At 72.5% G+C, this 12,312-nt stretch carries 12 protein-coding genes; 9 read left to right on the top strand and 3 right to left on the bottom strand.

Going from position 1 to position 12,312, the window contains the following annotated elements:
• Positions 1 to 20: 20 nt before the first annotated feature.
• Positions 21 to 404 carry a hypothetical protein gene (locus ACIA8R_RS06015; protein ID WP_357701340.1) on the bottom strand — a complete coding sequence of 128 codons (384 nt, stop codon included), beginning with the start codon at positions 402 to 404 and terminating at the stop codon, positions 21 to 23.
• A gap of 267 nt (positions 405 to 671) precedes the next feature.
• Here ACIA8R_RS06015 and ACIA8R_RS06020 point away from each other — a divergent pair, with 267 nt between their 5' ends.
• Genes ACIA8R_RS06020 through ACIA8R_RS06045 form a run of 6 tightly spaced genes read left to right on the top strand, consistent with a single transcriptional unit; the run spans position 672 to position 5,263 of the window.
• Positions 672 to 1,253, top strand: coding sequence for an A24 family peptidase (locus ACIA8R_RS06020; RefSeq protein ID WP_357701338.1), 582 nt, complete (start codon positions 672 to 674; stop codon positions 1,251 to 1,253).
• Positions 1,254 to 1,296: 43 nt separating this feature from the next.
• The gene (gene aroC, locus ACIA8R_RS06025) at positions 1,297 to 2,478 is read left to right on the top strand and encodes a chorismate synthase (protein ID WP_357701336.1); all 1,182 of its coding nucleotides are present in this window, start codon (positions 1,297 to 1,299) and stop codon (positions 2,476 to 2,478) included.
• Positions 2,479 to 2,515: 37 nt separating this feature from the next.
• Complete coding sequence (locus ACIA8R_RS06030; RefSeq protein ID WP_364089746.1) at positions 2,516 to 3,016, top strand: shikimate kinase; 501 nt, start codon at positions 2,516 to 2,518, stop codon at positions 3,014 to 3,016.
• Positions 3,013 to 4,083 carry a 3-dehydroquinate synthase gene (aroB, locus tag ACIA8R_RS06035; protein WP_357701332.1) on the top strand — a complete coding sequence of 357 codons (1,071 nt, stop codon included), beginning with the start codon at positions 3,013 to 3,015 and terminating at the stop codon, positions 4,081 to 4,083. The genes ACIA8R_RS06030 and aroB overlap by 4 nt, the downstream gene beginning before the upstream one ends.
• Complete coding sequence (aroQ, locus tag ACIA8R_RS06040; RefSeq protein WP_357701330.1) at positions 4,080 to 4,514, top strand: type II 3-dehydroquinate dehydratase; 435 nt, start codon at positions 4,080 to 4,082, stop codon at positions 4,512 to 4,514. Before aroB ends, aroQ begins: the two co-directional genes overlap by 4 nt.
• Entirely contained in the window at positions 4,511 to 5,263 is a 753-nt protein-coding gene (locus tag ACIA8R_RS06045; protein WP_357701328.1) for an SGNH/GDSL hydrolase family protein, read from the top strand. Before aroQ ends, ACIA8R_RS06045 begins: the two co-directional genes overlap by 4 nt.
• Before the next feature lie 175 nt (positions 5,264 to 5,438).
• On the opposite strand, the gene ACIA8R_RS06050 is transcribed toward ACIA8R_RS06045, so the two are convergent.
• Positions 5,439 to 7,412, bottom strand: a complete 1,974-nt coding sequence (locus ACIA8R_RS06050) for an ATP-dependent DNA helicase (RefSeq protein WP_364089738.1) — start codon at positions 7,410 to 7,412, stop codon at positions 5,439 to 5,441.
• A 391-nt stretch (positions 7,413 to 7,803) separates the two neighbouring features.
• On the opposite strand from ACIA8R_RS06050, the gene ACIA8R_RS06055 reads away from it, so the two are divergent.
• Both ACIA8R_RS06055 and ACIA8R_RS06060 read left to right on the top strand, forming a co-directional pair.
• Positions 7,804 to 8,832 carry a hypothetical protein gene (locus tag ACIA8R_RS06055; RefSeq protein ID WP_364089735.1) on the top strand — a complete coding sequence of 343 codons (1,029 nt, stop codon included), beginning with the start codon at positions 7,804 to 7,806 and terminating at the stop codon, positions 8,830 to 8,832.
• 63 nt (positions 8,833 to 8,895) lie between these two features.
• A complete protein-coding gene (locus ACIA8R_RS06060) occupies positions 8,896 to 10,503 on the top strand; it encodes a Na+/H+ antiporter (RefSeq protein ID WP_357701322.1) in 1,608 nt (535 codons plus the stop codon).
• Between the two features lie 71 nt (positions 10,504 to 10,574).
• Here ACIA8R_RS06060 and ACIA8R_RS06065 read toward each other — a convergent pair whose 3' ends face one another.
• Positions 10,575 to 10,832, bottom strand: coding sequence for a UBP-type zinc finger domain-containing protein (locus ACIA8R_RS06065; RefSeq protein WP_357701320.1), 258 nt, complete (start codon positions 10,830 to 10,832; stop codon positions 10,575 to 10,577).
• A 162-nt stretch (positions 10,833 to 10,994) separates the two neighbouring features.
• On the opposite strand from ACIA8R_RS06065, the gene ACIA8R_RS06070 reads away from it, so the two are divergent.
• Positions 10,995 to 12,179 (top strand): aminotransferase class I/II-fold pyridoxal phosphate-dependent enzyme, encoded by a 1,185-nt coding sequence (locus ACIA8R_RS06070; protein WP_397036838.1) that lies wholly within the window; start codon positions 10,995 to 10,997, stop codon positions 12,177 to 12,179.
• The last annotated feature ends 133 nt before the right edge of the window (positions 12,180 to 12,312 follow it).

Genomic DNA, 12,312 nt, shown 5'->3' on the forward strand with positions numbered 1-12,312 from the left:
GTGCTCCTTCGGTTCTCGGATCAGGAGATGGTCAGGTCGAAGCCGCCGTCGGCGAGCCGGCCGGTGCTGGTGTCGTAGACGCCGACGGTGATGGTGTTGGTCTCGTGGCAGGTCGCCGACGGGCTCCGGTAGGCGATGAACGGCAGGCGGCGGGGCGCCCGCGGAGTGATCTGGATCACCGCGGCGGACGTGGTGACGTGCTTGTCGACCATCACGCAGTAGCGGCCGGTCGAGGCCCGCCACGTCTTGAGGATGTTCTTGCCGTTGTTCAGCTCGCCGTCCGCGTCGACGATCGCCGCGGCCCGCGCGTACGGGGCCTGCAGGTCGGCGTACGCGGCGGGGCCGGTCATGATGAGGCTTGCGGCGCTCAGCGCGAGGCCGCCGGCCAGGATGCCACGGAACATGGGTCTTCCTCTCGGTCACTCTTCCGGGGGGGCCACGACAGAAAGTAGGTTCCCGACGACCCTCCGGAGCGCGTGCCACCCCGGCCCGGACGATCAAAGTTCCTTGGGGGATCGCCCCCGAACCCATGACCGCCGGAGTGCGTCGTGGCCCACCGTCCGGGGCGCGAAGGCCCGCCGGGGCGCGGCTTCCCTCTTGGCGAGCGCCATACCCGGACCGCCCGGCGCGATCCCGGGACGGCCGCCGGGCCGCCGCATTAAGGTCGGCTCGTGGTCGCACTGATGGCGCTGCTCGGTCTGGTCGCCGGACGCCAGGTCAGGGCCCTGGCCGACTCCTACGACGACCTCGCGCCCCCGCCGCCCTGGCCGCCCGGCGTGGAAGTGCTGACCGCCGCCGTGACGGCCCTGACCGCCTGGCTCGCCGGGCCGCCGTACGCCGGTCTCGCGCTGGCCGGCACGGCGCTGGCGGTCATCGACTGGCGCACCACCCTGCTGCCCGACGCGATCACGCTGCCCGCGTACCCGATCATCGCACTGACCCTGCTCCCCACCGGGGAGCTGCCGCGCGCGCTCCTTGGCGCGGCGGCGCTGGCGGCCGTCTACGGCCTGCTGTGGTTCGCCCGGCCCGACGCGATGGGGCTCGGCGACGTCAAGCTGGCCGGCCTCATCGGCATGGCGGCGGCCGCGACGAGCTGGCAGGCGTGGGTGGCCGCGGCGTTCGCCGGGCAGGCGCTCGGCGCGCTGTACGCGGTGGCGCTGCTGCTCACCCGGCGGGGTGACCGGCACACCCAGTTCCCTTTCGGGCCGTTCATGCTGCTCGGGGCTTTTGTGGTGCTCTGTCTCGGCTGGTGAACGACGGACATCCCACCCGGCCGCACGTGGAAGACTTGGAGTCATGTTGCGCTGGTTGACGGCCGGAGAGTCCCACGGCCCCGAACTCGTTGCCATCCTCGAAGGACTGCCCGCCGGGGTCGAGGTGACCACGGCCGCGATCGACGAGGCCCTGCGCCGCCGGCGGCTCGGCTACGGCCGCGGCGCCCGGATGAAGTTCGAGCAGGACCAGGTCACGATCGTCGGCGGCGTACGCCACGGCCGCACCATGGGCAGCCCGGTCGCCGTCCGCGTCGGCAACACCGAGTGGCCCAAGTGGGAGAAGGTCATGTCGGCCGACCCGGTCGACCCGGCCGAGCTGGAGGGCCTGGGCCGCAACGCGCCGCGGTCCCGCCCCCGCCCCGGCCACGCCGACCTGGCCGGCATGCAGAAGTACGGCTTCGACGACGCCCGCCAGGTGCTCGACCGGGCCAGCGCCCGCGAGACCGCCGCCCGCGTCGCGCTCGGCGAGGTCGCCAGGCGCTTCCTGAAGCAGGCGCTCGGCGTCGACATCCTCAGCCACGTCACCTCCATCGGCGGCGCGCAGACGCCCACCGAGATCCTGCCCGGCCCCGGCGACCTGTCCAGGATCGACGAAGACCCGGTCCGCTGCTCCGACGCCGAGGGCAGCGCCGCCATGGTCGCCGTGATCGACCAGGCCCACAAGGACGGCGACACGCTCGGCGGCGTCGTCGAGGTGCTCGCCTACGGCCTGCCGCCCGGCCTGGGCAGCTACACCCACTGGGACCGCCGGCTCGACTCCCGGCTCGCCGCGGCCCTCATGGGCATCCAGGCGATCAAGGGCGTCGCGGTCGGCGACGGCTTCGAGACCGCCCGGCGGCCCGGCTCGCGCGCCCACGACGAGATCGAGTACACCGCCGCGAGCGGCGTCAAGCGCGTCACCAACCGCGCGGGCGGCGTCGAGGGCGGCATGACCAACGGCGAGGTCCTGCGGGTCAGCGCCGCCATGAAGCCCATCTCCACCGTGCCGAGGGCCCTGGCCACCATCGACGTCAAGACCGGCGAGGCCGCCAAGGCCCACCACGAGCGCTCCGACGTGTGCGCCGTCCCGGCCGCGGGCATCGTGGCCGAGGCCATGGTCGCGCTGGTGCTGGCCGACGCGGCCCTGGAGAAGTTCGGCGGCGACTCGGTGGAGGAGGTCGCCCGCAACCTGTCCGGCTACCTCTCCTCGATGGTGATCAAGTGACGGCCTCGCGGCGCGAACGAGAAGAGGTGAGCGACCAATGACCAGAGCCGTGCTCATCGGCCCGCCCGGATCCGGCAAGACCACGCTCGGACGGCTGCTCGCCGAGCGGCTCGGCGTCGCCTTCCGCGACACCGACGCCGACGTCGAGGCCGTGGCCGGCAAGCCGGTCGCCGACATCTTCGTCGAGGACGGCGAGGCCCGCTTCCGCGAGCTGGAGCACGAGGCCGTGCGCCGCGCCCTGGCCGAGCACGACGGCGTCCTGTCGCTCGGCGGCGGCGCCGTGCTCAACGAGGAGACCCAGGCCCTGCTCGCCGGTCACCACGTGGTCTACCTCCAGGTGGGCCTGGCCGACGCGGTCCAGCGGGTCGGCCTCGCCTCGGCCAGGCCGCTGCTCGTGCTCAACCCGCGCAGCCAGCTCAAGAAGCTGATGGAGGAGCGGCGGCCGGTCTACGAGCGGCTGGCCGTCGTCACGCTCGCCACCGACAAGCGCGAGCCCGGCGAGCTCGCCGACGAGATCCTGGAGGGCCTGCCGGCATGACCGCGACGCGGATCTCCGTCTCCGGCGACAGCCCCTACGACGTCGTGGTGGGCAGCGGCGTGCAGGCCGAGCTGCCGGGCCTGTTCAGGCCGGGTGTGCGCACGGTCGCCGTCGTCCGCCCGCAGGGCCTGCCCGAGCTGTCCCGCCCGGTTCTCGCGGCGCTGGCCGAGGCCGGCTACGAGGTGGCCGACCTGCCCGTCCCCGACGGCGAGGCGTGCAAGACGCCCGAGGTGGCCGCCGGCCTGTGGTCCGCGCTCGGCCGCCACGGCCTGACCCGCTCCGACGCCGTCGTCGGCGTGGGCGGGGGCGCGACGACCGACCTGGCCGGGTTCGTGGCCGGCACCTGGCTGCGCGGCGTGCAGGTCGTGCTCGTGCCGACGACGCTGCTGGCCATGGTCGACGCCGCCGTCGGCGGCAAGAACGGCATCGACACCCCCGAGGGCAAGAACCTGGTGGGCACGTTCCTGCCGCCCGCCGGGGTGCTCTGCGACCTGGCCGTGCTGCCCGGCATGCCGAAGGCCGACTACGTGGCGGGGCTCGCCGAGATCGTCAAGGGCGGCTTCATCGCCGATCCGGAGATCCTCGCGCTCGTCGAGGCCGACCCCGAGGGCGCCACCAGGCCCGACGGCCCCCACACCCGCGAGCTGATCGAGCGCAAGATCCGCGTCAAGGCCGACGTCGTGGGCGCCGACCTGCGCGAGCAGGGCCTGCGCGAGATCCTCAACTACGGCCACACGCTCGCCCACGCCATCGAGCGCGACGAGCACTACACGATCCGCCACGGCGAGGCCGTCGCCGTCGGCATGGTCTACGCCGCCGAGCTGTCCCGGCTGTCCGGCCGCGCCGACCTGGTGGGCCGCACCCGCGCGATCCTCACCTCCGTGGGCCTGCCGGTCTCCTACCGCGCCGACGCCTGGCCGCGGCTGCGCGACCACATGCGGCTGGACAAGAAGAACCGCGGCGCCAAGCAGCGCTTCGTCGTCCTCGACGACCTGGCCAGGCCCGCCCGGCTCGAAGACCCCGCCGAAGAGCTGCTCGAAGCCGCCTACAAGGAGATCGCGCGATGATCCTCGTGCTCAACGGCCCCAACCTGAGCAGGCTCGGCACCCGCGAGCCCGACGTCTACGGGGCCGAGACGCTTGAGGACCTCGCCGAGCTGTGCCGCGACACCGGCCGCAAGCTCGGCGAGCACGTCGAGGTGCGCCAGACCGACGACGAGGCCGAGCTGATCGGCTGGCTGCACGAGGCCGCCGACGGCCGCATCCCCGTCGTGCTCAACCCGGCCGCCTTCACCCACTACTCCTACGCCGTGCGCGACGCCATCGCCCAGCGCACCGCCCCGCTCGTCGAGGTGCACATCAGCAACCCCGCGGCCAGGGAAGAGTTTCGCCACACCTCGGTCGTCGCCGGGGTGGCGACGGGCACGATCGCCGGATTCGGACTACAGTCCTACGTCCTGGCGCTACACGCTATCGCGGAGATGAACAGCAGCTCATGAGGCAATACAAGTCCTTCGTCGCCCTCGGGGACAGTTTCACGGAAGGACTGAACGATCCAGGCCCCGACGGGCACTACCGCGGCTGGGCCGACCGGGTCGCCGAACGGCTCGCCGCGGACGACCCGGCGTTCCGCTATGCGAACCTGGCCGTCCGCGGCAAGCTGCTCGACCAGATCATCGCCGAGCAGGTGCCGAGGGCCGTCGAGATGGGCCCCGACCTGGTGAGCTTCTGCGCAGGCGGCAACGACCTGCTGCGGCCGGGCAGCGACCCCGACGTGATGGCCAAGCGCCTGTCCCGCGCGGTGCGCGACCTGCGGGCCGGAGGCGCGGACGTGCTGCTGTTCACCGGGGTCGACCCGCGTGACACGCCGCTGATGCGGCGTCTGCGCGGCCGGTTCGCCATCTTCTACCTGCACATCCGCTCCATCGCCGACCTCTACGGGTGCCGGCTGGTCGACCAGTGGTCGATGCAGGGGCTGCGCGACTGGCGGGCCTGGAGCGCCGACCGCCTGCACATGAACGAGGACGGACATCGGCTGGTGGCCGCCCGCGTGCTCGACGTGCTAGGGGTGCCGTTCGACGACTGGCGCAAGGAGTGGCCGGAGCGCATGGTCGACCCTCGGGCGCGGCGCCGCGAGGACGCCCTGTGGATCCGCGAGCACCTGATGCCGTGGATGTCCCGCCGCCTGCGCGGCACCTCCTCCGGCGACGGCCTCACCCCGAAGCGCCCCGACCTCACCCCGTTCTAGCTTTCCCGCCGCCGGGTCAGGGCCTTTTCCCGTACGGCTTCGCCTGGTCGGCCCACCCGCCGTACTCCGGCCCGGGGCCGTCCAGGAAACGCCCGCTGACCCTTCACCGGCGGGCCGCCGCGACGCGAGCCCGCCTCGCCCCTCTCCGTGGTGTGCCGTGACCTGCCTGAAAAGGTCAGGACTCGGTGGACAGGCGCTTGAGGGCGGCGCGGGGGACGGCCGGGTCGGTGGTGCGCCAGAAGGGCGGCAGCGAGCCCAGGAGGAAACCGCTGTAACGGGCCGTGGCCAGGCGCGGGTCGAGGACCGCGATGACGCCCTTGTCGTTCTGGGCGCGCAGCAGCCGGCCGGTGCCCTGGGCCAGCAGCAGGGCCGCGTGGTTGGCGGCCACCGCCATGAATCCGTTGCCGCCGCGCGCCGCCACGTGGCGCTGGCGGGCCGAGGTGAGCGGGTCGTCGGGACGCGGGAACGGGACCCGGTCGATGATGACCAGCCGCAGCGACGGCCCCGGGACGTCGACCCCCTGCCACAGCGACAACGTGCCGAACAGGCAGGTCGGCTCGTCCTCGGCGAACTGCTTGACCAGCAGCATGGTGGAGTCGTCGCCCTGGCACAGCAGCGGCACGTCGAGCCGCTCGCGCAGCGCCTCGGTGGCGGCCTTGGCGGCCCGCATCGAGGAGAACAGCCCCAGCGTGCGCCCGCCGGCCGCCTCGATCAGCTCGGTGATCTCGTCGAGATACTGCTCCGGAAGCCCGTCGCGGCCCGGCTGGGGGAGGTGTTTGGCGACGTAGAGGATGCCGGCGCGCGGGTGGTCGAACGGCGAGCCGACGTCGATGCCCTGCCAGCGCTTGCTGTCGCCCAGCCCCCACTGCGCGGCCAGCCCCTCGAACGTGCCGCCGAGGGCGAGCGTGGCGGAGGTGAGCACCACCGTGCGCTCGCCGAACAGCCGGTCGCGCAGCATGCCGCTCACGCTCAGCGGCGCGACCCGCAGCATGGGCGGACGGCGGTCGGTGGCGCCGTCGAGCCAGACCACTTCGGCGCGGTCGGCCTCGGAGGCGTGGCCGTAGGCGTCGAGCATGCGGACGGCGGTGTCGTGCACCTCGTCGAGCGCGGTGAAGGCGGCCTTGCGCTGGCCCGCCTTGTCGGGGTCGTCCTTGTCGGCGTTGCGCGGGCCCATGGCGGTGACGCAGCGCCAGGCGGTGTCGCGGATGAGCTGCAGCGTGAGCCCGAGCACCTGCGGCAGCTCGTCGATGCGGCCGGGCGGCGCGGCGGCCAGCAGCGCCTTGAGGTCTTCGCCCGCCTCCATGAGCTGGTCGGCGAGCGGCTGCTCGATCAGCCGGCCGACGCGGCGCACGGCCAGCATCACCGACGCCTCCGACAGCTCGGCGGTGACCACCGAGGTCACCCGGTCAACCAGCTCGTGGGCCTCGTCGACGACGACGACCTCGTGCTCGGGCAGCACCGGCAGGTCGCCCATGGCGTCGATGGCCAGCAGCGCGTGGTTGGTCACCACGACGTCGACCTCGCCCGCGCGCGCCCTGGCCAGCTCGGCGAAGCACTCGGGGCCGCTCGGGCAGCGGGTGGCGCCCAGGCACTCCTGCGCGCTCACCGAGAACTGCCGCCAGGCCTGCTCGCTCACCCCGGGCACCAGCTCGTCGCGGTCGCCCGTCTCGGTCTCGTCGGCCCACTCCTGGATGCGCTGGACCATGCGGCCGGTGGCGCTCACCTCGCGCGGGTCGAAGAGCTGGTCCTGCTCGTCCTCCTCGGGCCAGCCCGCCGTCGCCTTGTAGCGGCACAGGTAGTTGCGCCGGCCCTTGAGGATGGCGAACGTCGGCTCGTGCGGCAGCTCCTTGCCCAGCGCTTCGGCCAGCCGGGGCAGGTCGCGGTCGACGAGCTGGCGCTGCAGCGCGATGGTGGCCGTGGAGATCACGACGGGCGTGTCGCTGTCCATGGCGTGCCGGATCGAGGGCACCAGGTACGCCAGCGACTTGCCGGTGCCCGTGCCCGCCTGGACGGCCAGGTGCTCCTCGTCGTCGATGGCCTTCTGGACGGCCTTGACCATGGTGATCTGGCCTTGCCGTTCGCTCCCTCCGAGAGCGCCGACCGCGATGCTGAGCAGTTCGTCCGTTGACGGGAGATGGGAGTCCGGCACGGTCGTCAACGGTACCCGCAATCCCGGGCCGACGCGCCGGACGCGGTGTGTTCGGCCATGCGCATCCCGGCGTTCACGGGCCCCTTTCGCGGGTCGCGTGGCACACTGTCGATCGGAACTCCAACTGGTCAGGACGATCTTGCTCGTGTGGTCAGTGGGGTTTACGGTCTCAGTGGTGAGACCGTTTAGGTAGGGTTTTCCGGGGTTGAGTGGACGAATAAAGGCTGGTTAAAGCAGTATGTCTGCCATGTCGGAAGTTGTCCCGTTGCCGTCGTTCGGCGAAGTCTTCTTCGATGCACGAGGTCAGGAGCGGTGCCTCCGGGTCACGTGGCATGAGGGCACGTTGGTCCTCAGCCTGTGGCGAGGGGAGATGTGCACAGCGAGCTTCCGCATGCCGATGGAGGACGTCGGCAGGCTGCTCGACACGCTCGACGACGGCTTCGCCGAGGCCACGGGCGAGCAGCCCGCGGTGCCCGCGGCCGATCCGGGCACCGAGGTCATGCCGGGCACCGGCACGTACCACCGGCCGTCCCACCACGCCCAGCAGCAGCCTCCGTCCGCGCTCGACGAGCGGCCCACCGCGTCGTTGTCGCCCAACGACGTGCTGGTGGCGCGCGGCCCGGCGCCGCAGGACAAGCTGGTGGCCTCCTACAGCGAGACCACCGGGCCCAGGGAGACGCCGTCGTACGGCGAGCGCAACCCCTTCACCGGCCCCCAGTACGTGGAGCAGCCCGCCGCCCAGTACCCCGGCGACCCGCACAGCGGCGCCCACTACACCGGCGACCCGTTCAGCGGCCCGCAGTACACGGGCGATCCGCTGAGCGGCCCCCAGTACACGGGTGACGCCTACAGCGGCCCGCAGTACACGGGTGACCCGCTGAGCGGCCCCCAGTACGCCGGCGACCCCTTCACCGGTCCCCAGTACGTCGACAGCAGCGAGCCGGTCTACCAGCTCCCCGGTGACCAGCGCCGCCCGCAGCCGCTGAGCACCGACCCGCTCGGCTTCCCGTCCCAGGCCGCCGACCCCTTCCCGCCGGCCCAGCAGTACCACTCGGACTCGTACGGCTCCTACCAGCAGCCGGCTTCCCCATCTCCGTCCCAGCCTCAGGCCCAGGCCCAGAGCACGGCCGGGCTCGGCACGCCCATGCACGGCATCCCCGGCGCGGGCCGCAGGCACAACCCCGCGCCCGCCCAGGACTCCTACCGCGCGGCCGACACCTACCAGGGCTACCAGCAGTCCCCGCCGCCCAACCCGGTGGACCCGCTGCTGGCGCTCGGCCGCCAGGAGTACCCGCCGCAGTCGTCCGACCCGAACATGGGCCGCCCTTATGTCGGCGACCCCCTGTTCTCGACCGGCGAACGCCTGCGCCCCGACCAGCAGCAGGACTACGACGACGGGCGCGACCGCCGGGAGTGGTGACACCCTCCTCCCGCCCGCCCGGTACGCTCTCGGCATCCACCCGGGTGAGCTGGAGGAGCGTCCTTGAATCCGACCATGGGCCTGCAACTGCTGCTGATGGCCGGTGGCGCGGTCGCGGTGGCGGCCGTGGCGCGGCGGCGGGGCTGGCCGGCCCCGTTGTTGCTGGTCGCGGCCGGGTTGCTGGTCTCGCCGCTGGTGCCGTCGGTGCCGTTGCAGCCCGAGCTGGTGCTGTTCGTGTTCCTGCCGCCGCTGCTCTACTCGGCCGCGCTCGACAGCTCCTACCTGCGCCTGCGTGACGTCAAGCGGGCCGTGGCGCTGCTGTCGATCGGCCTGGTGCTGTTCACCACGGCCGTGGTGGGGCTGGTCGTCCACCTGCTGCTGCCGCAGCTCCCGCTCGCCGCAGCGTTCGCGCTCGGCGCGATCATCGCGCCGCCCGACGCCGTGGCGGCCGTCGCCGTGGGCCGGCGGCTCGGGCTGCCGCGCAGGTCGCTGACGATCCTCATCGGCGAGAGCCTGTTCAACGACGCCACGGCGCTGACGGCCTACCGGGTGGCCATCGGGGCGGCCGTGGGCGGCAGCATCGACCTGCTCCAGGGCGTGGCGCAGTTCCTGTTCGCGGCGCTGGGCGGGGTGGCGATCGGGCTGGCGCTGGCGTTCGTGTTCGCGTGGGTGTTCCAGCACACCCGCGACTCGCTGGTCGAGAACACGCTGATGTTGCTGATCCCGTTCGCGGCCTACCTCGCGGCCGAGTCCGTGCACGTCTCCGGGCTGGGTCCCGAGCCGGTGCACGCCTCGGGCGTGATCTCCGTCGTGGTCGTCGGCCTCTACCTGGGCAACCGCATGCACCAGCGGGGGTTCGGCACCCGGCTGGTGTCCGACGCCGTGTGGAAGGTCACCGACTTCTTCCTGGAGTCGATCGTCTTCGCCCTCATCGGGCTGCAGCTCGTGACCGTGGTCAAGGGCATCACCGGCTACGGCCCCTGGCAGGTGGCCGGATACGCGCTGGCGGTGCTCGGGGTGACGATCGTGTCCAGGTTCGTGTGGGTGTTCGCCTTCACCCCGCTGGTCAAGCTCGTACGGCGGGGCGCGTCGCCGCCCAGCCCGCAGCAGACGGTGATCCTCGGCTGGGCCGGCATGCGCGGCGTGGTGTCGCTGGCGGCGGCCTTCTCCATCCCGCCGGAGATCCCGGCCCGCGACCGGGCCATGCTGCTCTTCCTGACGTTCACCACGGTGATCGGCACCCTGCTGATCCAGGGCATGACGTTCCCCGCGCTGATCAGGAAGCTGCGCGTGTCGAGCGAGCAGGAGCGCTACGAGGACACGCTGGCCGAGGCGGCCGCCCAGCAGGCCGCGCTGGAGGCGGGCCTGGCCGAGCTCGAACGGCTGGTCCAGCAGGAGGGCGAGCCCGACGAGATCAAGAAACAGGTCATCGACCAGCTCAAGGAGAAGTCGTGGCGGCGTTCGCTGACCGCGTGGGAACGTCTGGGCGGCGGCACCGCCCAGGGCGGCGCCGAGACCCCCAGCAGCCTCTACCGGCGGCTGCGCCGTGACATGCTCACGGCCGAGCGTGAGGTGTTCGTGCGGCTGCGCGACGAGCGCCGCCTCGACGACGAGGTGCTGCGCGAGGTGATGGCCCAGCTCGACTTCGAGGAGGCCATCCTCGAACGCTGACCCCGACAGACGCCTTCCTCAGAGCCGCCGCCCTGCGCGTGCAGGGCAGGGCAGGTTAGGGTCTTGCGAGGTCAGCCCATCTGGTTGTCCACGAAGCACCAGCGCCAGCTCTCGCCCGGTTCGTACGACTGCATCACCGGGTGCGTGGTCTCGTGGAAGTGCTTGGTCGCGTGCTTGTTGGGCGAGGAGTCGCAGCAGCCGATGTGGCCGCACTCGAGACAGCGCCGCAGGTGCACCCACCGGCTGCCGATGGCCAGGCACTCCTCGCAGCCCTCAGGGGTCTTCGCCGCCGGGTCGTCGGCCTGGGAAAGATGCTCGCACATTGCCATGAACCAGATCCTAGAACGCGGGCGTCGTCCTCTGCCGTCCGGACCTCTTGTGCGTGTCCTGACCAGCGACGACATCCGGAGGACCGCTGCCAGGCGCGCGGTTCGCAGGGTGGTCGATCAGACTTCTTCTCAGGGGCCCGCACCCAAGGGGAGCGAGAAGTCATGACCGATGTGTTCGCGAAGTGTCGTCTGCCCGAGTATCGGCCGGTCAAGGATCTGGGCGTCTATCCCTACTACCACCCCGTCGAGGAGCGGCCGGGCGACGGGGAGGTGGTGGTCGGCGGGCGGGTGCTGGTGCAGGCCGGGTCCAACGACTACCTCGGGCTGTCGGGGGATCCCCGCGTCAAGGAGGCGGCCGTCGCGGCGGTCCGGCGATTCGGGACGGGCAGCGGCGGGTCGCGGCTGGCGAACGGCTCCCTCGCGCTGCACGAGGAGCTGGAGGCGCGGCTCGCCGCGTTCCTCGGGCGTCCGGCGGTCATGGTGACCAGCGCGGGCTACCTGGCCAACCTCGCACTGGGCGCGCTGCTGGGGCCGGGCGACGTGGTGATCGGCGACCGGCTGGTGCACGCCTGCCTCATCGACGCCGTACGCCTGGGCGGGGCCCGCTTACGCCGCTACCGGCACAACGACCTGGACCACCTGGAACGCCTGCTGGACGCGTGCGACCCGGACGCCGGCCGGATGATCGTGACAGAAGGCATGTTCTCCACCTCCGGGGACGTGTGCGACCTGCCGGGCATCGCCAAGCTCGCCCGCGCGTACGGCGCCCGCGTCGTGATGGACAGCGCGCACGACGTCGGCCTGCTCGGGGACGGCGGACGCGGCGCCGCCGAGGCGCACGGCCTGGAGGAAGCCGTGGACGTGCAGACCATCACCTTCTCCAAGTCGCTCGGCACGGTCGGCGGCGCCGTCGCGGGGCCGGAGGAGATCATCCTCTACCTGCGTCATCACGCGCGGTCCATGGTGTTCACCGCCGCGCTGCCCCCGGCCTGCGCCGCCGCGGCGCTGGCCGCCCTGGACATCGTCGCGGCCGAGCCCGAACGGCGACGGCGGCTGCGCGCGGCGGCCGGGCGGTTGAGCGGCGAGCTGGCGGGGCTGGGGTACGCGGTCGTGCCGTCGGAGCGTCCGGTCATCGCCGTGGCGGTGGGGGAGGACCTGCTGTGCTTCCGGTTGTGGCGGGAGTTGTTCGACGAAGGGGTGTTCACCACGGCCATGGTGTCGCCGGGGGTGCCGCCGGGGCGGGCGCTCATCCGGGTCAGCATCACCGCCACCCACACCGACGCGCAGCTCGACCGCATCACGGCCGCCTTCGCGTCCGCCGGCCACCGATCGGGCCTCCTGTCCTGACCGTCCGGACGCCCCGACCCGGGCCCTCCCCGGTGGACGGGAGGTACAGCTATGATCCCAGGGCGGTACGGCTGGTGTGTGGTGGAGATCAGGGGATTCCCAGGGGTTCGGGGCCGCCGCGTGCCCAGGAGCG

It is taken from the genome of Nonomuraea sp. NPDC051191, assembly GCF_044455665.1.
In the GTDB taxonomy this organism is placed as follows: Bacteria; Actinomycetota; Actinomycetes; order Streptosporangiales; family Streptosporangiaceae; genus Nonomuraea.

Coding starts and splice junctions, on each gene's coding strand:
- ACIA8R_RS06070 (WP_397036838.1), top strand. CDS start 10,995: ATGACCGATGTGTTCGCGAAGTGTCGTCTGCCCGAGTATCGGCCGGTC.
- ACIA8R_RS06030 (WP_364089746.1), top strand. CDS start 2,516: ATGACCAGAGCCGTGCTCATCGGCCCGCCCGGATCCGGCAAGACCACG.
- ACIA8R_RS06045 (WP_357701328.1), top strand. CDS start 4,511: ATGAGGCAATACAAGTCCTTCGTCGCCCTCGGGGACAGTTTCACGGAA.
- ACIA8R_RS06055 (WP_364089735.1), top strand. CDS start 7,804: ATGCCGATGGAGGACGTCGGCAGGCTGCTCGACACGCTCGACGACGGC.
- aroC (WP_357701336.1), top strand. CDS start 1,297: ATGTTGCGCTGGTTGACGGCCGGAGAGTCCCACGGCCCCGAACTCGTT.
- aroQ (WP_357701330.1), top strand. CDS start 4,080: ATGATCCTCGTGCTCAACGGCCCCAACCTGAGCAGGCTCGGCACCCGC.
- aroB (WP_357701332.1), top strand. CDS start 3,013: ATGACCGCGACGCGGATCTCCGTCTCCGGCGACAGCCCCTACGACGTC.
- ACIA8R_RS06015 (WP_357701340.1), bottom strand. CDS start 404: ATGTTCCGTGGCATCCTGGCCGGCGGCCTCGCGCTGAGCGCCGCAAGC.
- ACIA8R_RS06065 (WP_357701320.1), bottom strand. CDS start 10,832: ATGGCAATGTGCGAGCATCTTTCCCAGGCCGACGACCCGGCGGCGAAG.